Raw genomic sequence first — 22108 nt, forward strand, 5'->3', positions numbered from 1 at the left:
TCTCCTAGGGTCGGATCAAATGGCCACTGGCCGGCAGTGGCTGGCCGTCCAGTAATGCACCCTGTTCGCCCAGGCGCAAGCGCCCCTCGGCAAACCAGTGCACTGCCAGCGGGTAGATCTGGTGTTCCTGTTGGTGTACCCGCTGGGCCAGGCTTTCGGCGCTATCGCCTGACACTACCGGTACCACAGCCTGTACGACCAGAGGGCCGCCATCGAGTTCCTCGGTGACGAAGTGTACGCTGCAGCCGTGCTCGGCGTCGCCTGCCTCCAGGGCCCGTCGGTGAGTATGCAGGCCCTTGTATTTGGGCAGCAGCGACGGGTGGATGTTGAGCAGGCGGCCCTGGTAGTGGCGCACGAAGCCGCCACTGAGGATACGCATGAAGCCGGCCAGCACCACCAGGTCGGGCGCGAAGCCGTCGATGCGCGCCATCAGCGCCGCATCGAAGGCTTCACGGCCGTCGAAGCCGGTGTGGTCCAGTACGGCGGTGGCGATACCCGCCGCCGCCGCGCGTTGCAGGCCGTAGGCGTCGGCGCGGTTGGAAATCACCGCAGCGATGCGTACCGGGCTGTGTTCACCACGGCTGCTGTCGATCAAGGCTTGCAGGTTGCTGCCCGAACCCGACAGCAGTACCACAACATTACAGGGCTTGCTCGGCATCAGTGTGCCTTGAGGTTCTGCAGCTCGACCTGGGCAGCGCCTTCAGCGGCTTGTTCGATGCGGCCGATGACCCAAGGCTGCTCGCCTTCTGCGCGCAGAACATTCAGTGCTGCTTCGACCTGGTCCTGCGCCACGCAGATGACCATGCCCACGCCGCAGTTCAGTACGCGGTGCATCTCGTGCTCATCGACGTTGCCTTTTTCCTGCAGGAAGTCGAATACCGCAGGGCGCTGCCAGCTGGCCACGTCAACCACGGCCTGGGCGTTTTTCGGCAGAACGCGCGGGATGTTGTCCAGCAGGCCGCCACCGGTGATGTGGGCCATGGCCTTGACGGCGCCGGTCTGCTTGATCAGTTGCAGCAGTGGCTTGACGTAGATGCGGGTCGGCGCCATCAGCAGGTCGGTCAGCGGCTTGCCGTCGAGCTGGGTGTTCTCGATGTCGGTTGCCGACACTTCGAGGATCTTGCGGATCAGCGAGTAGCCGTTGGAGTGCGGGCCCGAAGACGGCAGGGCGATCAGCGCGTCGCCGGTAGCGACCTTGGAGCCGTCGATGATCTCGGCCTTTTCCACCACGCCGACGCAGAAACCGGCCAGGTCGTAGTCTTCGCCTTCGTACATGCCCGGCATTTCGGCGGTTTCGCCGCCAACCAGGGAGCAGCCGGCCAGTTCACAGCCGGCGCCGATGCCGGTGACCACGGTCGCAGCGACGTCGACGTTGAGCTTGCCGGTGGCGTAATAGTCGAGGAAGAACAGCGGCTCGGCGCCGCAGACCACCAGGTCGTTGACGCACATGGCGACCAGGTCCTGGCCGATGCTGTCGTGCTTGTTCAGGTTCAGCGCCAGGCGCAGCTTGGTGCCGACGCCGTCGGTGCCGGAGACCAGCACCGGCTGCTTGTAGCCGGCCGGGATCTCGCAGAGGGCGCCGAAGCCACCCAGGCCACCCATGACTTCAGGGCGTGCGGTGCGTTTTGCCACGCCCTTGATGCGTTCGACCAGTGCTTCGCCGGCGTCGATGTCTACACCGGCGTCCTTGTAGCTCAGGGAGGGTTGCTTGCTCATTGATCCAGGCCTTTAAGGGGGAGGGATTCGTAAAAACGACCGTGACGGCCAAGGCCGGCTGGGGAGCGGCGGCTGCCTGAAACGTCAGAGGTCTGTGAAGGCGCGCGATTTTATCAGGGTTGCCGTGCAGCGGCCATCCTCAGGCCGACGGGCAGGGCAGTAAATTGCTGAAAAAGGCTCGCGGGTGGTTGATGCAGTTCCTTCTGTATAAGCTGCAAGCAGTGAGCCCCAAGCCGCAAGCGAAAGCGTTGGGGTTCTGACTGCTTTTTCTTACAGCTTGAAGCTTGCAGCTTGAAGCTCGACTGGACAGGAATCCTCAATGCGTCTTCTCAATTATCTGTCAGCCGGCTGCCTTGCCTTGGTCAGTATTGCCGCCCAGGCCGAAAACGTTGCCGGGCTCTATCAGGTGCGCGAACCGCTCGAAGGGCAGGGCGCTGAAGCCCGCGCCGCAGCCACCACCAAGGCACTCGATACATTGGTGCTGCGCCTGACCGGCGACCCCAAGGCGCCGCAAAAACCGGCGCTGGCCGAACTGCGCAAGGACCCGCAACAGATCATCAACCAGGTCGGTACCGAGGCCGGCCCGCCTGAGTCGGTGATGGTCGAGTTCGACCCGGGCAGCACCGAGCGGGCCTTGCGCAAGGCCGGGCTGGCGCTGTGGGGCAGCAACCGGCCGTCGATCCTCGGCTGGTGGCTCAACGACAGTGTCGAGGGCAGCAGCCTGGTTGGCGATGGCCAGACCAGCGCCCAGTCCCTGCGCCGTGCCGCCCAGCACCGCGGCCTGCCATTGCGCCTGCCGCTGGCCGACCTGCAGGAACAACTGGTGGCCAACGCCAAGCAGCTCGAAGGCAACGACCCGGCGCCACTGCGCGAAGCTTCCGAGCGTTATGGCGCCGACGCCCTGTTGGCAGTGCACGCGCTTGAAACCGACGGCAAGTGGCAGGGCAAATGGCAGTTGTGGCTGGGCGACAAGCGCGAGCAAGATAGCGCCGAAGGCGCTGACCAGGCCGCATTGGCCGATGCCGTGATGCTGGCCGTCAGCAACCGCCTGGCGCCACGTTACGTAACCCGGCCAGGTGCCAGCAGCCAGTTGCAAGTGCAGGTGCAAGGCGCGAACCTGCAGCGTTACGCTGAGCTGAACCGCGTTCTCGAACCTTACGGCCCGCGCCTGCAAATGGCCGACGGCAAGACGTTGACCTACGGCGTCACTGCCAACGCTGAGCAGTTGCGCGCGCAGCTGGGCCTGGCCAAGTTGCAGGAAGTCCCGGCTGAGCAGGCGCCTCCCGTCCCGTCCCCGGCAACGCCTGCACCCGCAACCGAGGCTGCGGCAGGGCAACCTGCAACGGCTGCCGTAGCCCCCAAACCGTTCGACGGCCTGCGTTTTCGCTGGTAAGGAAGAGCGACCATGACTGATATGCGCCGTTGGATCTGGCTGGGTGCCGCCCTGCTGATTGCCCTGCTTCTTTATGGCCTGCACAACATCCTCTCACCCTTTTTGGTGGGTATCTTGCTGGCTTATCTGGCCGACCCGCTGGTCGATCGCCTGGAACGCATGGGGCTGTCGCGGACCTGGGGCGTGGTGGTGGTATTCAGCCTGTTTACCTTGATCCTGCTGATTCTGCTGCTCATCCTGATCCCGATGCTGGCCAAACAGCTGGTGCGCCTGTACGAACTGACGCCGCAGATGCTCGACTGGTTGCAACATGTGGCGCTGCCCTGGGTACAGAGCCGCCTGGGCCTGGCCGACGGGTTCTGGAAGTTCGACAAGATCAAGGCCGCCGTCAGTGAACACATGGGCCAGACCACCGACATCGTCGGCATGCTGCTGTCCCAGGCCACTGCGTCGAGCCTGGCGCTGCTGGCCTGGCTGGCCAACTTCGTGCTGATCCCGGTGGTGGGCTTCTATCTGTTGCGCGACTGGGACCTGATGATGGCCAAGTTGCGCAGCCTGCTGCCGCGCCAGCGCGAGGCGCAGGTGGTCGGGCTGGCCGCAGAATGCCATGAGGTGCTGGGGGCGTTCGTGCGTGGCCAGTTGATGGTCATGCTGGCGCTCGGCGTGATCTATTCCGCCGGGCTGATGCTGGTGGGGCTGGAGCTGGGGCTGCTGATCGGCATGCTGGCCGGCCTGGCGGCCATCGTGCCCTACATGGGCTTCATCATTGGCATCGGTGCGGCGCTGGTGGCCGGGCTGTTCCAGTTTGGCGGTGATCTGTACCCGATGCTGGGTATCGTTGCAGTGTTCATGGTCGGCCAGGCGCTGGAAGGCATGGTGCTGACACCGTTGCTGGTGGGTGACCGTATCGGCCTGCATCCGGTGGCGGTGATCTTCGCCATCCTGGCCGGGGGCGAACTGTTCGGCTTTACCGGCGTGCTGCTGGCCTTGCCGGTGGCGGCAGTGGTCATGGTGCTGCTGCGCCATGTGCATGACCTGTACAAGGAATCGGACATGTACGCGGGGGAGGTCGACCCCGATCTATAAGCCAGACTGCCTTGCAACTCTTTGATTTTGCTTGTGCTACGTGCCTTCGCGATTGTGCCCCCCGCATTGCGGGTATAGACTTTGCACACCGATCACCCTAGGCCCCCTGTGGTCCCCCGACCGCCCGCGAGCATGAAACCACCGATCCAGTTGCCCCTGGGTGTGCGCCTGCGCGATGACGCCACCTTCATCAACTACTATCCGGGCGCCAATGCAGCGGCATTGGGCTACGTCGAGCGGCTGTGCGAAGCCGACGCCGGCTGGACCGAGAGCCTCATCTACCTGTGGGGCAAGCAGGGTGTCGGCCGTAGCCATCTGTTGCAGGCTGCCACACACCGCTTCCAGCAGCGTGGCGAAGCCGCTGTGTACCTGCCGCTGGCGCAGTTGCTCGACCGGGGCATCGGGTTGCTCGATTACCTGGCGCAGTACGAGCTGGTGTGCATCGACGACTTGCATGTGATTGCCGGCAAGGCGGAGTGGGAAGAGGCGATGTTCCATCTGTTCAACCGCCTGCGCGACAGCGGCCGGCGCCTGCTGCTGGCGGCCTCGGCCTCGCCGCGCGAACTGCCGATCAAGCTGCCCGACCTCAAGTCCCGCCTGACCCTGGCGCTGGTATTCCAGATGCGCGGCCTGTCTGATGAAGACAAGCTGCGCGCCCTGCAATTGCGCGCCTCGCGCCGTGGCCTGCACCTGACCGACGAAGTCGGCCATTTCATCCTTACCCGTGGTACGCGCAGCATGAGTGCGCTGTTCGACCTGCTCGAGCGGCTCGATCAGGCTTCTTTGCAGGCGCAGCGCAAGCTGACCATCCCGTTCCTGAAAGAAACGCTCGGCTGGTAAGCCCTTAAATACGGGGCTTTGAGCGGCAAAACGAAAAAGTCACATCTTTTTCGATAAAATTTGCAAATGGTCCTGATAGAAGGCATAGTTTCCCCCTTCTAAAGGACTACAGACACGGTCGTGCCCATGCTCAAGCGCTTCGCACCCCTCGTGCCCCTCGCACTCGTGACCCTGCTGATTGGCTGCGCGGCCCAAGGCCCTGTTTCCCAGCCCCAGGATCACACCCCGGTCGCCTCCCAGTCGGCGCCCGAGGCCAAGGCTTCGGTATCGTCCGTATTCGGCGAGCAGCAAGAGCTGGCCACTGAAGATGACCTTCAGGCGTTCTCCAGCAACAGCAAGCCTTATCAGTTGCCAGTATTGGCCGACAGCATCCTGGAGCGCGGCATGTCCCTGATCGGTACCCGTTACCGCTTCGGTGGTACCTCGCAGGCGTCCGGTTTCGATTGCAGCGGTTTCATCGGCTATCTGTTCCGCGAAGAGGCCGGCATGAACCTGCCGCGCTCGACCCGCGAAATGATCAAGGTCGATGCGCCCAAAGTTGCCCGCAACAAGCTCAAGCCAGGTGATCTGCTGTTCTTCAGCACCAATGGCCGTGGCCGTGTCAGCCATGCCGGCATCTACTTGGGCGACAACCAGTTCATCCATTCCAGCAGCCGCCGCAGCGGTGGTGTGCGCATCGACAACCTCGGTGATCGCTACTGGAGCAAGACCTTCATCGAAGCCAAGCGCGCCTTGGCCATGGCGCCAGCGAGCAATATCGCACGCAACTGATATCAAAATGATGTACCCTGCCGCGGCGACGATGCTTGAAAAGCTCGTCGCCGTGCGCATTTACAGAATGCGTCTAATCTAAATTCTCAACACTTTTCGGTTGCAGCCCAGCGATCTCAGACAGGATGTTCTGGCCATGGTGATGATGGCGCGCTTCGCACTCCTTTCCCTGGTGGCATTGCTTGCCGCCTGCTCCGGCCGTGCCCCGGCACCGGCGCCTGTGGTACAGCCACAGGTCCCGTACAGCCAACCCATAGCGTCCCCGGTTGCCAACGACGTGCTGATACGCGCAATCGGCCTGGTGGGTACGCCGTATCGTTGGGGCGGCAACACTCCCGACTCCGGTTTCGATTGCAGTGGCTTGATCAACTACGTCTACCGGGACGCGGCGGGCATCAGCCTGCCTCGCTCCACGCGAGAAATGATCGTCATGCGTGCGCCGACCGTAGACGTTCACTCACTGCAATCGGGCGACCTGGTGTTCTTCGCTACCAGCGGTGGCTCGCAGGTGAGCCACGCCGGTATCTATGTGGGCGAAGGGCGGTTCGTGCATGCTCCGTCCACCGGTGGCACCGTGCGCCTGGACTACCTGTCCAACAGCTACTGGTCCAAAGCCTACCTGCAGGCAAAACGGGTGATTACTCAGGGGCACCTGGCACAGAACCCCTGATGGCGAAGCGGGCCACTCGCAAGGTGGCCGATGCGCGCCGCGCGGGCCGCGATCCCTATCGAGAGCGCCTGAACCCTCAAGCGAAATCCCCGCCCTTCGATTGACGCTCCCGGTGCAACACTCTAACCTTCGCGCGTGTTTCAGGTGCCCTGCCAGCCCGTCTGGGCAGGGTGAAACTGGGAAGCCGGTGTGCGCCTGCAAGGTGCGAGTCCGGCGCTGCCCCCGCAACGGTAGGTGAGTCAAAAGCCGCGCACGGCCACTGGATACCAGTATCCGGGAAGGCGCGCAGGCCCGGGCCAACGCCCGCTCACGAGCCCGGAGACCGGCCTGTCACTGCCAACGGCATCACGGAGGGTGATGCGCGGTGCACCGTGGCATCTGGCCACGGCTCCTGCGCGTTCTCCGTCTGCCCGCCTATCGACCTGTCGCCGTATTTTGCGGGGCGACAGCCTGCGGAGACTCCCATGAGCGAAACCACCGAACGCGACGAACGTCACCTGGCGCGTATGCAGCGCAAGAAGGCGATCATCGACGAGCGCATCGCCAATTCCCCTAATGAGTGCGGCCTGCTGCTGGTGCTGACCGGCAATGGCAAGGGCAAGAGCAGCTCGGCGTTCGGCATGCTCGCACGCGCCCTGGGCCACGGCATGCAGTGTGGTGTGGTGCAGTTCATCAAGGGCCGCAACAGCACCGGCGAGGAGCTGTTCTTCCGGCGCTTCCCCGAGCAGGTGCGCTACCACGTGATGGGCGAAGGCTTTACCTGGGAAACCCAGGACCGCCAGCGCGACATTGCCGCCGCAGAGGCAGCCTGGGCGGTTTCGCGCCAGCTGCTGCAGGACCCGAGCGTCCAGTTCGTGGTGCTCGACGAGCTGAACATTGCCCTGAAGCACGGCTACCTTGACCTCGATCAGGTGCTGGGCGATATCCAGGCGCGCCCCCCCATGCAGCATGTGATCGTCACCGGCCGCGCGGCCAAGCCCGAAATGGTCGAGCTGGCCGACACCGTCACCGAGATGGGTATGCTCAAGCATGCCTTCCAGGCCGGTATCCGCGCGCAGAAGGGCGTCGAACTGTGAGTCAGACGCGCCACTGCCCAGCCGTTCTGATCGCAGCACCGGCATCTGGCCAGGGCAAGACCACCGTGACTGCGGCCCTGGCCCGCCTGCACCGCAACCTGGGGCGCAAGGTCCGTGTGTTCAAATGCGGGCCTGATTTTCTCGACCCGATGATCCTTGAGCGTGCCAGTGGGGCGCCGGTGTACCAGCTCGACCTGTGGATGATCGGTGCGCAGGAAAGCCGGCGCCTGCTGTGGGAAGCGGCGGGTGAGGCCGACCTCATCCTGATTGAGGGCGTCATGGGCCTGTTCGACGGCACCCCATCCAGTGCCGACCTGGCGCGCCACTTCGGCGTGCCGGTGCTGGCAGTGATCGATGGTACGGCCATGGCCCAGACCTTTGGCGCACTGGCCCTGGGGCTGGCGCGCTACCAGGCCGACCTGCCGTTCGCTGGCGTGCTCGCCAACCGTGTCGGCAGCCTGCGCCACGCGCAGTTGCTCGAAGGTAGCCTGACCGAGGGCCTGCGCTGGTACGGCGGGCTGTCGCGCGAGCGCGGTATCGAGCTGCCCAGCCGCCACCTGGGGTTGGTTCAGGCCAGCGAGCTGAATGACCTGGACGCGCGCCTGGACGCTGCCGCCCAAGCACTGGGCAGCAGCTGCGATGCCGCATTGCCGCCGCCGGTAGCATTCGCCGCGCCGGACGTACCGACGTGCAGCGCCTCGCTGGCGGGTGTGCGCATTGGCATTGCCCGGGACGAAGCGTTTGCCTTCACCTACGGCGCCAACCTCGACCTGCTGCGCAACCTGGGCGCACAGCTGGCGTTCTTCTCGCCGCTGCACGACCGCGAGCTGCCCGCCGTGGACAGCCTGTACCTGCCGGGCGGCTACCCTGAGCTGCATCACCATGCGCTGGCCGCCAACGCACCGATGTGCGCCGCGATCCGTGCGCACCACGGCGCAGGCAAGCCGTTGCTGGCCGAGTGCGGTGGCATGCTTTACCTGCTCGATGCCCTGACCGATGTGGCCGGCGAGCGTGCCGCATTGCTTGGCCTGCTGCCCGGCGAGGCGACCATGCAGAAACGCCTGGCGGCGCTGGCCCTGCAGGCTGTGGAACTGCCCGAAGGCACCCTGCGCGGCCACACCTACCACCACTCGCTGACCAGCACCGAACTGCAGCCCATCGCCCGCGGCCAGAGCCCCAACGGCGGGCGCGGCAACGAGGCGGTCTATCGCCTTGGTCGGCTCACGGCATCCTATGTGCATTTCTATTTCCCCTCCAACCCTGAGGCGGCGGCGGCGCTGTTGCGGCCATGAGCGAGCACGCCTTCAGTGATGCCGAACGCGCGGCCGTCTACCGGGCAATCGGCGAGCGCCGCGACATGCGCCACTTCGCCGGCGGCAGCGTTGCGCCTGAAGTGCTCGGCCGCCTGCTCGCTGCCGCGCACCAGGCCCCCAGCGTTGGCCTGATGCAGCCTTGGCGTTTCATTCGCATCAGCCAGAGCGAGCTGCGCGGGCGTATCCAGGCGCTGGTGGAGCAGGAGCGGGTGCGCACGGCCCACGCCTTGGGCGAGCGCACCGACGCATTCATGAAGCTCAAGGTAGAAGGCATCAACGACTGCGCCGAAGTGTGGGTGGCGGCGTTGATGGACAACCGCGAGCCACACATTTTCGGCCGGCGGACTTTGCCGGAAATGGACCTCGCCTCGCTCGCCTGCGCCATTCAGAACCTGTGGCTGGCGGCCCGCGTCGAAGGGCTGGGGCTGGGCTGGGTCTCGCTGTTCGACCCACAGGCACTGGCCGCGCTGCTGGGGATGCCAGCCGGCGCCAAACCGGTGGCGGTGCTGTGCCTGGGGCCTGTCACCGAATTCTATCCGGCACCCATGCTGGTGATGGAAAACTGGGCCGAAGAACGGCCCTTGAGCGACATGTTGTATGAAAACCAATGGGGGGAGCGCCCATGAGCGTCGCCTTGCTGACCGTGGCCGGCGTGGCCCTGGATGCGTTGTTCGGCGAGCCGCAGCGGCGCCATCCGCTGGTGGCCTTCGGTAACCTGGCGTCGAGCCTGGAGCAGCGCCTGAATGCCGGCGGGCGCGGTTGGCGCAGCCACGGCGTGAGTGCCTGGTTCCTGGCAGTGGTGCCCTTGACCCTGGTGGCGCTGATCCTCTCCTGGCTGCCCGGCATTGGCTGGCTGGTTGACGTGCTGGCGCTGTATTGCGCGCTGGGCCTGCGCAGCCTTGGCGAGCATGTGCTGCCGGTGGCCAGTGCCTTGCGCCAGGGTGATCTGGAGGAGGCCAGGCGCCGCGTCGGTTACCTGGTCAGCCGCGAGACCCGCGAACTCGATGAGCCGGCCGTGGCCAGGGCCGCAACCGAATCGGTGCTGGAGAACGGCAGCGATGCAGTGTTCGCCGCGCTGTTCTGGTTCATCGTGGCCGGTGCGCCGGGCGTGGTCCTGTACCGCTTGAGCAATACGCTGGATGCCATGTGGGGCTACCGCAATGAACGTTTTGAACGCTTCGGGTGGTGCGCGGCGCGCATCGACGATGTACTCAACTATATTCCCGCAAGGCTGGTGGCATTGACCTACGCCTTGCTCGGCAAGACCCGCCTGGCCCTGGCCTGCTGGCGCAAGCAGGGCCCGTTGTGGGACAGCCCCAACGCCGGGCCGGTGATGGCGGCCGGTGCCGGTGCGCTGGGTGTCGAACTCGGTGGCCCGGCGGTGTATCACGGCGAGCTGCACGAGCGCCCGCGCCTGGGCGAAGGGCCGATGGCCGATGCCGGTGCCATCGAGCGCGGCTGGGCCCTGGTACAGCGTGGCGTGTGGTTGTGGTTGCTGGTGATCTGCGTGGGAGCCTACTGCAATGCTTGAACATGGCGGCCGACTGCTCAGGGCAGTACGGCAATACGGGATTGCACGGGAGGCCTGGCTCGACCTGTCCAGCGGTATTGCGCCGTGGGCTTATCCTGTGCCGGCGATCCCGGCGCACGCCTGGGCGCGACTGCCCGAGACCGAAGACGGCCTCGAAGAGGCGGCCCGCCAGTATTACGGTGTTGGCCAGTTGCTGCCGGTAGCGGGCTCGCAAGCAGCGATCCAGGCCCTGCCGCATCTGCGCCCGAGCGGTCGCGTGGGGGTGCTGTCGCCGTGTTATGCCGAGCATCCGCAGGCCTGGCAACGGGCCGGGCATCAGCTGATCGAGCTGGATGAAAGCCAGGTCGAGGCGTATCTGGACAGCCTCGATGTGCTGGTGCTGGTCAACCCGAACAACCCGACCGGTCATCGCGTGCCCCCCAACCGCCTGCTTGCATGGCATGCCCGCTTGGCCGAGCGTGGCGGCTGGTTGGTGGTCGATGAAGCCTTCATGGACAACACGCCCGAGCACAGCGTGGTCGGTTGTGCCGACCGCCCCGGGCTGATTGTGCTGCGCTCGTTCGGCAAGTTCTTCGGCCTGGCCGGTGTGCGGCTGGGCTGCGTGGCGGCCGAACTGCCGTTGTTGCAGCGCCTGGCCGAGCTGCTTGGCCCATGGACCGTCAGCGGCCCGACCCGGGTGCTGGCCCAGGCGTGTTTCGCCGACCTGGTAGCCCACCCGCTGCAGATCGAGCGCTGTGCCCACGCCAGCCAACGGCTTGCCACGCTGCTGAAAAGCACCGGCCTTGCGCCCGCGGGTGGTTGCGACCTGTTCCAGTACGTACGCTGCGAGCGCGCAGCGCACCTGCATGACTTTCTCGCCCGCCGCGGCATCCTGGTGCGCCTGTTCGAACAGCCGCCTGCCGTGCGCCTGGGCCTGCCCGCCAGCGCCGCTGAAGAGCAGCGCCTGGCCCAGGCCCTGGCCGATTATCAGAAGGAAACGGCATGACCACCCTCATGGTGCAAGGCACCACCTCCGACGCCGGCAAGAGCACGCTGGTTACCGCCCTGTGCCGTTGGCTGCTGCGCCAGGGGGTGGCCGTGGTGCCGTTCAAACCGCAGAACATGGCCCTCAACAGCGCGGTGACTGCCGATGGCGGTGAGATCGGTCGCGCCCAGGCGGTGCAGGCCCAGGCTTGCCGGCTGGCGCCGCACACCGACATGAACCCGGTGCTGCTCAAGCCCAACAGTGACACCGGCGCCCAGGTCATCATCCATGGCCGCGCGGTCACCAGCATGAACGCGGTGGCCTATCACGACTACAAGGCTATCGCCATGCAGGCGGTGCTGGCCTCCCATCAGCGCCTCAGTGGCGCGTATCCGGTGGTGATGGTCGAAGGTGCGGGCTCGCCTGCCGAGATCAACCTGCGTGCCGGTGACATCGCCAACATGGGTTTTGCCGAAGCGGTCGACTGCCCGGTGATTCTGGTTGCCGACATCAATCGCGGCGGCGTCTTCGCCCACCTGGTCGGTACCCTGGAGCTGCTGTCGCCGACCGAGCAGGCCCGGGTCAAGGGCTTCGTCATCAACCGTTTCCGTGGCGACATCGCCCTGCTGCAGCCAGGCCTGGACTGGCTGGAGCAGCGCACGGGCAAGCCGGTGTTGGGTGTGCTGCCTTATGTCAGCGACCTGCACCTTGAGGCCGAAGACGGCATCGATGTACGCCAGGCGGCCAAGGATGAGCGCGTGCTCAAGGTGATCGTGCCGGTGCTGCCGCGCATCAGCAACCACACCGACTTCGACCCGTTGCGCCTGCACCCCCAGGTGGACCTGCAGTTCATCGGCCCTGGCCAGCCGATTCCGCCTGCCGACCTGATCATCCTGCCTGGCTCCAAAAGCGTGCGTGGCGACCTGGCGCAACTGCGCGAGCGCGGTTGGGACACCGCCATCGCCCGGCACCTGCGCTACGGCGGCAAGCTCATCGGTATCTGTGGCGGCCTGCAGATGCTGGGCCGTGAGGTGCATGATCCGCTCGGCCTCGAGGGGCCTGCCGGGTCCAGCCCGGGGCTGGGCCTGCTCGATTACGCCACGGTGCTTGAGGCCGAGAAGCAGTTGCGCAACGTTGTCGGGGCTTTGAGCCTCGAACAGTCGCCCGTGGCCGGTTACGAGATCCATGCCGGCGTCACCCAAGGGCCTGCGCTGCAGCGCCCCGCTGTGCAACTGGCCGATGGCCGCAGCGACGGTGCCATCAGTGCCGACGGGCAGATCCTCGCCACGTACCTGCATGGGCTGTTCGAAGGCCGCCAGTCGTGCGCAGCGCTGCTGCGCTGGGCGGGCCTGGCGCACGTGCAGCAGATCGATTATGAGGCCCTGCGCGAGCGGGATATCGAGCGCCTGGCCGACCTGGTGGAAAAGCACCTGGACACCGCGCAGCTGCGAAAACTTTGTGGGGTCGCCTGACATGCGCAACCTGATCCTCGGCGGTGCCCGTTCGGGCAAAAGCCGCCTGGCCGAGCAGTTGGCAGCCGACAGCGGCCTGCCGGTGACCTATATCGCCACCAGCGAACCCCTGGATGGCGAAATGAACGAACGGGTACGCCTGCACCGCCAGCGCCGGCCAAGCGATTGGGCGCTGATCGAAGAGCCGCTCGCCCTGGCAGCCGTGCTGCGCGCCGAAGCTGCCGAAGGGCGCTGCCTGCTGGTGGACTGCCTGACCCTGTGGCTGACCAACCTGCTGATGCTCGATGACGATCAGCGCCTGGCTCAAGAGCGCGATGCACTGCTCGACTGCCTGGTGCAATTGCCCGGCGTGATCATTCTGGTCAGCAATGAAACCGGCCTGGGCGTAGTGCCCATGGGCGAGCTGACCCGGCGCTATGTCGATCTGGCCGGTTGGCTGCACCAGGCCGTCGCCGAACGTTGCCAGCGCGTGGTACTCACCGTCGCCGGCCTACCCCTGATGCTCAAAGGACCTGCTCTATGAACCCGACCTGGTGGCGTGACGCCTGCCAACCTCTCGACACCGCCGCCATGGATCAGGCCCGCGCCCGTCAGCAGCAGCTGACCAAACCTGCCGGGTCGCTCGGCCAGCTGGAAGCCCTGGCAGTGCACCTGGCCGGGCTGCAGGGGGTTGAGCGGCCGAACCTGGATCAGGTGGCCATCACTATTTTTGCCGGTGACCATGGCGTGGTCGAGGAGGGCATTTCGGCCTATCCGCAGGCGGTGACCGGGCAGATGTTGCGCAACTTCGTCGGCGGCGGCGCGGCGATCAGCGTGCTGGCGCGCCAACTGCAGGCAAGCCTGGAAGTGGTCGACCTCGGCACCATCGACCCGCATCTGGAATTGCCGGGTGTCCGCCACCTGCGCCTGGGGGGCGGTACCGCCAACTTCGCCCGCCAGCCGGCGATGACCGAGGTGCAGCTGCGCTCAGCCCTGCAAGCCGGCCGTGACAGCGTCCTGCGCGCTGCCCAGAGCGGCGCGCAGTTGTTCATCGGTGGCGAGATGGGCATCGGCAATACCACCGCTGCTGCGGCGCTGGCCAGCACCCTGCTGGGCTGCCCGGCGCGCGAACTGAGTGGCCCGGGCACTGGCCTGGACACCGCAGGCGTACGCCACAAGGCTGAAGTGATCGAGCGGGCCCTGGTGCTGCACGGTCTGCGTGCCGACGACCCGCTGCAGGCGCTGGCCTGTGTGGGTGGTTTTGAGATCGCCGCCCTGGCCGGCGCGTACCTGGCCTGTGCACAGCAGGGCATTGCGGTGCTGGTGGACGGTTTCATCTGCAGCGTCGCCGCGCTGGTAGCCGTGCGCCTCAACCCGCAATGCCGGGCTTGGTTGCTGTTTGCCCACCAAGGTGCCGAACCAGGGCACAAGGCGTTGCTCGATGCCTTGCAGGCCGAGCCGCTGCTGGCCCTGGGCCTGCGCCTGGGCGAGGGCAGCGGTGCGGCGCTGGCGGTGCCACTGTTGCGCCTGGCCTGCGTGCTGCACGGGCAGATGGCGACCTTTGCCGAAGCAGCCGTGGCGGACCGCCCGGCATGATCCTCGACCTGCTGCGCCACGGTGAAACCGAGCAGGGTGGCGGCTTGCGCGGCAGCCTGGACGATGCCCTCACCGAGCTGGGCTGGGCGCAGATGCGCAGTGCCGTGGGTGAGTGCGCCCCTTGGGACGTATTGGTCAGCTCACCCTTGCAGCGCTGTGCGCGGTTTGCCGATGAGCTGGGTGAACGGCTGGGTTTGACGGTGCAGCGCGAGGCCGATCTGCAAGAGTTGCATTTCGGTGAGTGGGAAGGGCGCAGCGCCTTGCAGATCATGCAGACGCAAGCGGATGAGCTCGGGCGTTTCTGGGCCGATCCTTACAGTTACACGCCGCCCGCCGGTGAGGCCGTCAGTGCCTTCGCTGAGCGGGTGCTGGGTGCTGTCGCCCGCCTGCACCAGCAGCATGCCGGCAAGCGGGTGTTACTGGTCACCCACGGTGGCGTCATGCGCCTGCTGCTGGCGCGTGCGCGCGGTTTGCCCAAGGAGCAGTTGCTGCAGGTGGAGGTGGGCCACGGCGCGCTTGTACGTCTGAGCCTGGGCGAAGACGGCCAACTGGCCGAGGTGCACTGAGATGCTGCCTTTATGGATTGCCCTGCAGTTTCTCAGCAGCCTGCCGGTAAGCTTGCCCGGTATGCCCGAACCGCGTGAGGTGGGGCGCTCGCTGCTGTGCTATCCGCTGGTCGGTTTGCTGTTCGGTCTGCTGCTGTGGCTTGCCAGCCATCTGTTGCAAGGCGCGCCGGCGCCTTTGCACGCGGCGTTGCTGTTGACGCTGTGGGTATTGCTCAGCGGTGCGCTGCACCTGGACGGCCTGGCAGACAGTGCTGACGCGTGGCTGGGTGGGTTCGGCGATCGCGAGCGCACGCTCAAGATCATGAAGGATCCGCGCAGCGGGCCGATTGCCGTGGTCACCCTGGTGCTGGTGTTGTTGCTGAAGTTCTGTGCGCTTTGGGTACTTGTCGAGCGCGGCGCCGGTGCGCTGCTGGTGCTGGCACCTGTGATCGGGCGGGCTGCGATGCTGGGGCTGTTCCTGCGCACGCCGTACGTGCGCCCAGGCGGGCTTGGGCAGGCGCTGGCCGAGCACCTGCCGCGCCAGGCTGCTGGCTGGGTGCTGCTGGGCAGTCTGCTGCTGTGCCTGGTGTTGGGCGGCTGGAGCGCGATCTGGCCGATGGCGCTGGCGCTTGGCGTGTTCTGGTGGTTGCGACGATTGATGTGTCAGCGGTTAGGCGGGACAACCGGCGATACTGCCGGGGCGATGCTGGAGTTGCTGGAGCTCACCGTGGTGTTGGGGCTGGCGTTAGCGACTTGAGTGGCTGCTTGGCACAATTGAAACTTCTTGCAACATCCATAGTGCGGGTATATACACGTAATCATGTTGACCAGTGAATGCATCTGCACGCACCTGCGTCGTGCCGCCCGTGGGGTGAGCCGGCATTACGACGAAGCCCTCGTTGGTTTTGGCATTAATGTCGCCCAATTTTCCCTGCTGCGCCATCTGCAGCGCCTCGACCGTCCTAGTATCACTGCCTTGGCCGAAGCCATGGGCCTGGAGCGCAGCACCCTGGGCCGCAACGTGCGAGTGTTGGAGGCCGAAGGCTTGGTGGCCTTGGCCGACGGTGACGACCAGCGCAACCGCGTGGTGTTATTGACTGCGGCGGGTGCTGAGCGCTTGCAAGCGGCATACCCTGCCTGGGAACACGCGCAGCGGCTGCTGGTGGATCAACTGGGCGAAGGGCAGCGTGACGAATTGGTGCGTTTGCTGGGCCAACTGGCCTGATTCATACGATCATAAGCGGGTATATACCCGCATAACCTTGCGATGTGCTGGAGATAACGACAATGACTTCGGTTTGGCGAACCAGCGGGTGGGTACTGGCGGGGGCGGCGTTGATCTTGGCGTTGTCCCTTGGTGTCCGGCACGGCTTCGGCTTGTTCCTGGCGCCGATGAGCGCCGATTTTGGTTGGGGCCGTGAGGTTTTCGCGTTCGCCATCGCCCTGCAGAACCTGATCTGGGGCTTGGCGCAGCCGTTTGCCGGCGCGTTGGCCGACCGCTTGGGCGCGGCGCGGGTGGTCATCATCGGCGGCATTTTGTATGCCGCCGGTTTGCTGCTGATGAGTACGGCCGACTCGGCCTGGTCGCTGTCACTCAGTGCCGGCCTGCTGATTGGTATCGGCCTGTCCGGCACCTCGTTCTCGGTCATTCTGGGCGTGGTTGGCCGGGCGGTACCGGCTGAAAAACGCAGCATGGCCATGGGCATTGCCAGCGCAGCAGGCTCGTTCGGTCAGTTTGCCATGTTGCCCGGCACGCTGGGCCTCATCGAGTGGCTGGGCTGGTCTGCAGCGCTGCTGGTGCTCGGCCTGCTGGTGGCATTGATCGTGCCCTTTGTCGGGCTGCTGCGTGACCGCCCGTTGCCTGCCTACGGTGGCGAACAGACGCTTGGTCAGGCGTTGCATGAAGCCTGCTCGCACTCGGGTTTCTGGCTGCTGGCGCTGGGCTTTTTCGTCTGCGGCTTCCAGGTGGTGTTCATCGGCGTGCACTTGCCGGCCTATCTGGTCGACCAGCACCTGGCGGCAACCACCGGTACTACCGTGCTGGCGCTGGTCGGGCTGTTCAACATCGTAGGCACCTACACGGCGGGCTGGCTGGGTGGGCGCATGTCCAAGCCGCGCCTGCTCACGGCACTGTACCTGTTGCGCGCGGTGGTGATCGTGCTGTTCCTCTGGGCACCGGTGACCCAGTTCAGTGCCTATCTGTTCGGCATTGCCATGGGCCTGCTGTGGCTTTCGACCGTACCGTTGACCAACGGCACCGTGGCTACTGTGTTCGGTGTGCGTAACCTGTCGATGCTGGGTGGCATCGTCTTCCTGTTCCATCAGTTGGGTGCCTTCCTCGGCGGCTGGCTGGGTGGTGTGGTGTATGACCGTACCGGCAACTACGACCTGGTCTGGCAGATCTCGATTCTGCTCAGTCTGCTGGCAGCGGCGCTCAACTGGCCGGTGAGTGAACGCCCGGTCGCCCGTCTGCAGGCTCAGGCGGCATGAACCGCTACCTTGCTTGCGGGTTGCTGGCCCTGGGGGCCGCACTGGTGCTGGTGCTGGCGTGGTGGGGCTGGCATCGGGGCGGCATGGCCCTCATGCAACTGGGCATGGGCGTTTGTTAAGCGCTACTCTGCAAGTTCGAGGATCGTTTTGCAGGGGAGTCTTTTGATGCGTGCATATGGGTTGATGATGCCGTTGCTGGCTATGTTCGCTGCCGGGTCTGCCTGGGCGGCGGATTGCCCGGCATTGCTGCAGGGCAGCCTGCCGGAGTTGCGTGGCAAGGGTCAGGTCGACCTTTGCCAGCGTTTTGGCGGCAAGCCGTTGGTGGTGATCAACACGGCCAGTTATTGCGGGTTTGCGCCGCAGTTCGAGGGGCTCGAGAGTACCTACAAGGAGTACAACGAGCAGGGGTTGGAAATGCTCGGTGTGCCATCCAACGATTTCAAGCAGGAAGACGCCGACAGCGAGAAGACGGCCAAGGTCTGTTATGCCAATTATGGCGTGACGTTCACCATGACCAAGACCCAGTCGGTACGGGGCAAAGATGCGATCCCGCTGTTCGTGGGGCTGGCGGAGCAGAGCAGTGCTCCGAAGTGGAATTTCTACAAGTACGTGGTTGATCGCAAGGGCAAGGTGATTGCCAACTTCTCCAGCCTGACCAAGCCGGATGATCCTGAGTTCAAGGCGGCGATCGAAAAGGCGATTGCATCGCAGCCATAACCCCGCGCTCTTGTATTTGCTTTGCTTGTGATTTGCAGCCATGGCCGGCAAGCCAGCTCCCACAGGTACCGCGCAGGCCTCAAGAGCTGCGCGGCCCCTGTGGGAGCTGGCTTGCCGGCGATGGGCTGCGTAGCAGCCCTGATAAAGCTAACTGACTGGCATCAGCCACAAGGGCGGCGTTCACACAGCCGTACGTATCAGAAGCGGTAGGTGAGGGAGGCACCCACACCGTGAGCGCTGTTCTCGTACTTGGCCTGGTAGCTGCCTTTGCTGGCGCTGACCTGGTTGACCTTGGTGTCTTCCTCCCACAGGTAGGAGTAGGCAACATCGATGGTCATGTCGTCGTTCGGGCTCCAGCCCGCACCCAGGCTGAACACCTTGCGGTCGCCGGTCGGGATGCGCGGTGAACGGTCGTGGTTGTTGGTTGGCGACTGGTCGACGGTAAAGCCGGTGCGCAGCACCCACTCCTTGTTCACCTTGTAGGACGCGCCAATGGCGTGGGCCCAGGTGTCATGCCAGTTCTGCTCTTCGCTGATGGTCTCGAACGCCGAACCTGCCAGCGGTGCCGGAACATCGTTCTGTACGGTGATGTCTTCCAGGCGGCTCCAGCGGGTCCAGGTGCTGCCCGCGTAGAGGGTCCATTGGTCGTCGAGCTCATGGGTGACCGAAAGGTCGACCGATTCCGGTGTCTTGATCTTCAGGCTGGCGTCGAACTTGTCGCCGTTGAAGGGGCCGATCAGTGGTGTGCTGACACGGGTCTTGCCTTCGAGCTTGTAGTCGACCATGGAGTGGTAGGTCAGGCCTACGCGGGTGCGGTCGGTGGCCTGCACCAGGATACCGATGTTGTAACCGATGGCGGTATCGTCGCCCTTGATCTTCACTTCACCGTCGTTGCTGCCCGGGGTGAACGGGTTGATCAAGCTCGAGCCCAGTTCGCCCTTGATGCGGTTGATGGTCGGGCCGAAACCGATCGAGACTTTATCGTTGAAGGCGTAGCTGACGGTGGGCTGGAAGGTGATGACTTCGACGTGGCTCTTTTTACCCCAATAGCGCGCGGCATCGTCGCTACCGTAGTCGGTTACCAGGCCAAAAGGTACATAAACGCCGAAACCGACGCTCCAGTGATCATCGATAGGTTTGACGTAGTAACCCATCGGCACGCCGACCACAGGCACCATGTCACCATCGGTTTCCCCCCCGAGGTTGCTTCCAGGGCCCGAGATATCGGTTTTGGCGATGACGGCTGCGCCGCCCACGGTGAATTGTTCGCGCTTGAGGCGTGACATGCCTGCCGGGTTGCCAAACACGGTACTGGCATCTTCGGCAGAAGAAGAACGTCCCGCGAAACCTGTCCCCATGCTGCTGATGCTCTGTTCGTTGAGGGCGAAGCCGGCAGCGAACAGATGGCTGGAAGCGAAAGCCACGGCCAAGCCGAGGGAGGTTTTGAGCATTACTTTTTTCATTATTAGAAACTCCTTGGGATCTCCGGGGCGAAAAGCTACCAACAATTCACGCGCCGCGCCATAGCCTGTATCGCAGGAGATAGAGCGGTTTTGTAGGACAATCCGACCAAAATTCCATTTTTTCCGGCAATGCTGTAGGACGTTTCTTAAGATGCCTGTGGCAATTTCTGAGCAATACACAGATGCCAGGCCTGGGTGAAGTCGCGCAGACGACCTTGGGGGTGAAAAATCTGGCGCCAGATTCGCGCCTGGCCTAGCAGGTCGTCAACGGCAGGCAGGGGCGTTGCTTGTGCTTCGATGAGCATCCAGGCAATGGCGGTGGAGTAGCGCAGGTTGACTGCCAGTTCCAGGTGCGGGCCGCCCAGGAAGGCATGCTGGCTCGCCAGGCCGCGAACCAGGCTGGCCAGCTCAGGGTCACGGGCGAGAAAATCGTCCCAGACCGCCCGATGGCGATGCTCGCCAATACGGTACAGGCCGTGGCCGCGGCGATCATGCAACGCCGAACCGAGTGCCGACTGGCTGGCCGCGATGCCCAGCAAAAGGGCTTCGGCACTGGCGCAATGACGATTGAGGTAGACCAAGGTTGGTCGAATCACATACTGACACAATTCATTCGCCGCAATACCCATGATGCCCTCGAGCAGTAAGGGGCCGACGGGCGTGGGAGCTTGGCAGCTGGTGAGTGATCAGGCCCGCCGGAAGCGGCAAGGACCGCTCGAGTTGAAGTGTAGTGTGATAATCGTGGTGTAAAGGGCTGTTTTTAAATCGATTGCTGCCTGACGTTCGGCGCTATATGCCCTGCGGCAATTAGGCCAAGAACGATCAGGTAGCTTACCGTTTACTGCATTCAACAGCTGAATGCTACGGTATTCGCCGCTCACGCAGTGAGCGACTGGCGCGTCCGGGCAATGACGGCCTGCAGCGGTTCCGAGCGGCTGTACTGTTCTGGGTACAGGCGTTCGGTGTGGCAGGCAACGCCGTGCTCGTCCACCAGGGTGAAGCTGAAGTTGCCCTTGCGTGGGGCAGTGATAAGGCACTTCAACGGCGAGAAGGCCTGGGAAAGGGTGCCAATGGCAGCCTGAATTTGATGATGAGTTTGCATATTGTTGGATGTTCCTGCTTTAAACACGGGGATTATGATCCGTGCATGATAGAAACGTTCCAGTGACGCCTTTATTAAGGGACGAACGAACCTGACTGGAACAGGGCAGCCAGAGGGGGCGCAATCATAAGGTGGGCGCTTGGGCTGACTGGTAGGTACTTCAGAGGGCAGGCAGCATGCCGGGGCCAAGGTTCTAGGCCATCGGTATGGAATCCTGATCAATCTGTCACGTGATTCGTGCTGAACAGCGCAAGGCTGGTGAGTGAATCATCGAAAGGGCCGGTCCTGGTTTCAGCAGTGTTGCTCTTGGGGGGAGCAGGCCTGCAAGGACGTTTCTGGCCAGAATTGACTTTCAGCTTGGTACTAACGAGGGGCACCTTACCGGAAGCTGAGGTGCTTTGCAAGCTTTGTCACAGGTCTTAAGGTAAGCCGAGCAGTATGGCGTTTCTTTTGCGTTGTGTGAAGAGGGGGCAAATGGCGCACAACCGGCTGGATGTACCAAGTTCGTGCATTCAAATGCAGGTTTTCGGTGCACTTGTTCACATTCGAGGCGTGACTTGTAACAGCTCGACAACACCCCCCGCCAAGCCTGCCAATGCCTTGACTGCTACCTTAAGTCAATGAAAAAAAACACTATTTTTAGCTGGTGAAAAAATCGTCAGTTTGACTGAAAGCCCCGTTTCACGCGGGTTTGCGGGGTGGTTTGGGGGGTTGTCCACCGAGTTATCCACAGGAACTGTGGATTGTCCCGAGCGCTTGCTCTAGGACGGGAGTGCCAGCAAATTACAGAACTGTCCGACAATCATCAGGCAGCTGCAGATCCGCCGGCCATCCACTTGGAAACGTCAAGAAAAGATCATCGAAATTTTTTTCCGGGCGCAGAAAATCCTCAGGTCACGATATGAAAAAAAGGGTAGAGTGGCGCGCCTTTCGAATTGCCTTCTCTGTTTGTCATGAAATTTCGCGGTAAATCCCCCACCGAACCCGCTGTCACTTCATCAGCCCCTTCGTCCAAACGCTTTTCACTGAAAGTGGCCCTATGGCTGCTGGACAACCCGCGCCTGGGCGAAAAGCCGCAGGTCAAGCACTTGGCCGGACGCCTGCTCAAACAGCCGGCTCGCGAGGGCGTGGTAGTGGCCCAGAGCCGGTTGGGGCAGATGCTCTGCCGCGACTGCGGCAATTCCCGTGACAGGCGCATCGGTCATGAACTGCTGCGCCAGGCGGCGCGGGCCGGCGACCGCCTTGCGCAACTGGAGTACGCGCGGCTCTGCCAGGCCAGTGAGCCGGGGCAGGCGCAGGAACATACGGACTGTTAAGCTGCATCTCATTTGCGACAGACTTGTTCGGGGTAAGCATGGCAGTGGATCTGACCAGCATTGTGCTG

The 22108-nt window shown here is 64.0% G+C and carries 24 protein-coding genes, 1 pseudogene and 1 riboswitch; of the genes and pseudogenes, 20 read left to right on the top strand and 5 right to left on the bottom strand.

The genetic code is table 11. The features are described from left to right. Positions 1 to 4 precede the first annotated feature (4 nt). Positions 5 to 658 carry a phosphoribosylglycinamide formyltransferase gene (gene purN / locus JOE27_RS22545; protein WP_046787450.1) on the bottom strand — a complete coding sequence of 218 codons (654 nt, stop codon included), beginning with the start codon at positions 656 to 658 and terminating at the stop codon, positions 5 to 7. After that, complete coding sequence (purM, locus tag JOE27_RS22550; RefSeq protein WP_012313138.1) at positions 658 to 1716, bottom strand: phosphoribosylformylglycinamidine cyclo-ligase; 1059 nt, start codon at positions 1714 to 1716, stop codon at positions 658 to 660. Before purM ends, purN begins: the two co-directional genes overlap by 1 nt. 319 nt (positions 1717 to 2035) lie before the next feature. On the opposite strand from purM, the gene JOE27_RS22555 reads away from it, so the two are divergent. The 19 genes from JOE27_RS22555 (at position 2036) to JOE27_RS22640 (ending at position 18159) form a co-directional block, all read left to right on the top strand. Next, positions 2036 to 3109 (top strand): DUF2066 domain-containing protein, encoded by a 1074-nt coding sequence (locus JOE27_RS22555; protein ID WP_204920008.1) that lies wholly within the window; start codon positions 2036 to 2038, stop codon positions 3107 to 3109. A 12-nt stretch (positions 3110 to 3121) separates the two neighbouring features. After that, positions 3122 to 4195, top strand: coding sequence for an AI-2E family transporter (locus JOE27_RS22560; protein ID WP_119688403.1), 1074 nt, complete (start codon positions 3122 to 3124; stop codon positions 4193 to 4195). A gap of 132 nt (positions 4196 to 4327) precedes the next feature. Next, positions 4328 to 5035, top strand: a complete 708-nt coding sequence (gene hda, locus JOE27_RS22565) for a DnaA regulatory inactivator Hda (protein ID WP_039601502.1) — start codon at positions 4328 to 4330, stop codon at positions 5033 to 5035. Positions 5036 to 5161: 126 nt separating this feature from the next. Next, the gene (locus tag JOE27_RS22570; protein WP_046787447.1) at positions 5162 to 5806 is read left to right on the top strand and encodes a C40 family peptidase; all 645 of its coding nucleotides are present in this window, start codon (positions 5162 to 5164) and stop codon (positions 5804 to 5806) included. Positions 5807 to 5942: 136 nt separating this feature from the next. Beyond that, positions 5943 to 6476, top strand: a complete 534-nt coding sequence (locus JOE27_RS22575; RefSeq protein WP_046787446.1) for a C40 family peptidase — start codon at positions 5943 to 5945, stop codon at positions 6474 to 6476. 125 nt (positions 6477 to 6601) lie between these two features. Then, positions 6602 to 6822: riboswitch (cobalamin riboswitch) on the top strand. A gap of 118 nt (positions 6823 to 6940) precedes the next feature. Next, positions 6941 to 7552: a cob(I)yrinic acid a,c-diamide adenosyltransferase gene (gene cobO, locus JOE27_RS22580; RefSeq protein ID WP_012313146.1), complete on the top strand. Its 612-nt coding sequence runs from the start codon at positions 6941 to 6943 to the stop codon at positions 7550 to 7552. Continuing rightward, positions 7549 to 8844: a cobyrinate a,c-diamide synthase gene (locus JOE27_RS22585; protein WP_046787445.1), complete on the top strand. Its 1296-nt coding sequence runs from the start codon at positions 7549 to 7551 to the stop codon at positions 8842 to 8844. Before cobO ends, JOE27_RS22585 begins: the two co-directional genes overlap by 4 nt. Beyond that, a complete protein-coding gene (gene bluB, locus JOE27_RS22590) occupies positions 8841 to 9491 on the top strand; it encodes a 5,6-dimethylbenzimidazole synthase (RefSeq protein ID WP_204920021.1) in 651 nt (216 codons plus the stop codon). The genes JOE27_RS22585 and bluB overlap by 4 nt, the downstream gene beginning before the upstream one ends. Next, entirely contained in the window at positions 9488 to 10396 is a 909-nt protein-coding gene (gene cbiB, locus JOE27_RS22595; RefSeq protein WP_115272975.1) for an adenosylcobinamide-phosphate synthase CbiB, read from the top strand. The genes bluB and cbiB overlap by 4 nt, the downstream gene beginning before the upstream one ends. Next, positions 10389 to 11381, top strand: coding sequence for a threonine-phosphate decarboxylase CobD (gene cobD, locus JOE27_RS22600; protein ID WP_174142126.1), 993 nt, complete (start codon positions 10389 to 10391; stop codon positions 11379 to 11381). Before cbiB ends, cobD begins: the two co-directional genes overlap by 8 nt. Then, entirely contained in the window at positions 11378 to 12832 is a 1455-nt protein-coding gene (locus JOE27_RS22605; RefSeq protein WP_204920037.1) for a cobyric acid synthase, read from the top strand. The genes cobD and JOE27_RS22605 overlap by 4 nt, the downstream gene beginning before the upstream one ends. Position 12833: 1 nt before the next feature. Beyond that, entirely contained in the window at positions 12834 to 13355 is a 522-nt protein-coding gene (gene cobU / locus JOE27_RS22610; protein ID WP_046787440.1) for a bifunctional adenosylcobinamide kinase/adenosylcobinamide-phosphate guanylyltransferase, read from the top strand. After that, positions 13352 to 14407: a nicotinate-nucleotide--dimethylbenzimidazole phosphoribosyltransferase gene (gene cobT, locus JOE27_RS22615; RefSeq protein ID WP_115272972.1), complete on the top strand. Its 1056-nt coding sequence runs from the start codon at positions 13352 to 13354 to the stop codon at positions 14405 to 14407. The genes cobU and cobT overlap by 4 nt, the downstream gene beginning before the upstream one ends. Continuing rightward, positions 14404 to 14973 (top strand): alpha-ribazole phosphatase family protein, encoded by a 570-nt coding sequence (gene cobC, locus JOE27_RS22620; RefSeq protein WP_046787438.1) that lies wholly within the window; start codon positions 14404 to 14406, stop codon positions 14971 to 14973. Before cobT ends, cobC begins: the two co-directional genes overlap by 4 nt. Before the next feature lies 1 nt (position 14974). Further along, positions 14975 to 15709 (top strand): adenosylcobinamide-GDP ribazoletransferase, encoded by a 735-nt coding sequence (locus JOE27_RS22625; protein WP_119688407.1) that lies wholly within the window; start codon positions 14975 to 14977, stop codon positions 15707 to 15709. Positions 15710 to 15772: 63 nt separating this feature from the next. After that, a complete protein-coding gene (locus JOE27_RS22630; RefSeq protein WP_119688408.1) occupies positions 15773 to 16177 on the top strand; it encodes a MarR family winged helix-turn-helix transcriptional regulator in 405 nt (134 codons plus the stop codon). 62 nt (positions 16178 to 16239) lie between these two features. Continuing rightward, a complete protein-coding gene (locus JOE27_RS22635) occupies positions 16240 to 17442 on the top strand; it encodes an MFS transporter (protein WP_046787435.1) in 1203 nt (400 codons plus the stop codon). Then, positions 17439 to 17561, top strand: a complete 123-nt coding sequence (locus JOE27_RS24955; RefSeq protein ID WP_256658459.1) for a hypothetical protein — start codon at positions 17439 to 17441, stop codon at positions 17559 to 17561. Before JOE27_RS22635 ends, JOE27_RS24955 begins: the two co-directional genes overlap by 4 nt. Before the next feature lie 46 nt (positions 17562 to 17607). After that, positions 17608 to 18159 carry a glutathione peroxidase gene (locus JOE27_RS22640; RefSeq protein ID WP_046787434.1) on the top strand — a complete coding sequence of 184 codons (552 nt, stop codon included), beginning with the start codon at positions 17608 to 17610 and terminating at the stop codon, positions 18157 to 18159. Positions 18160 to 18356: 197 nt separating this feature from the next. Here JOE27_RS22640 and JOE27_RS22645 read toward each other — a convergent pair whose 3' ends face one another. From JOE27_RS22645 to JOE27_RS22655, 3 genes are all read right to left on the bottom strand, one after another. Further along, a complete protein-coding gene (locus tag JOE27_RS22645; RefSeq protein ID WP_115272967.1) occupies positions 18357 to 19622 on the bottom strand; it encodes an outer membrane protein transport protein in 1266 nt (421 codons plus the stop codon). A gap of 146 nt (positions 19623 to 19768) precedes the next feature. Then, entirely contained in the window at positions 19769 to 20251 is a 483-nt protein-coding gene (locus JOE27_RS22650; protein ID WP_012313161.1) for a hypothetical protein, read from the bottom strand. Positions 20252 to 20499: 248 nt separating this feature from the next. Further along, the gene (locus JOE27_RS22655; protein ID WP_012313162.1) at positions 20500 to 20724 is read right to left on the bottom strand and encodes a hypothetical protein; all 225 of its coding nucleotides are present in this window, start codon (positions 20722 to 20724) and stop codon (positions 20500 to 20502) included. 953 nt (positions 20725 to 21677) lie between these two features. On the opposite strand from JOE27_RS22655, the pseudogene JOE27_RS22660 reads away from it, so the two are divergent. After that, positions 21678 to 22022, top strand: a pseudogene (locus JOE27_RS22660) (sel1 repeat family protein); the annotation flags it as partial. Positions 22023 to 22108 lie beyond the last annotated feature (86 nt).

This window comes from Pseudomonas sp. M5, from assembly GCF_016907075.1.
Taxonomy (GTDB): Bacteria; Pseudomonadota; Gammaproteobacteria; order Pseudomonadales; family Pseudomonadaceae; genus Aquipseudomonas; species Aquipseudomonas putida_E.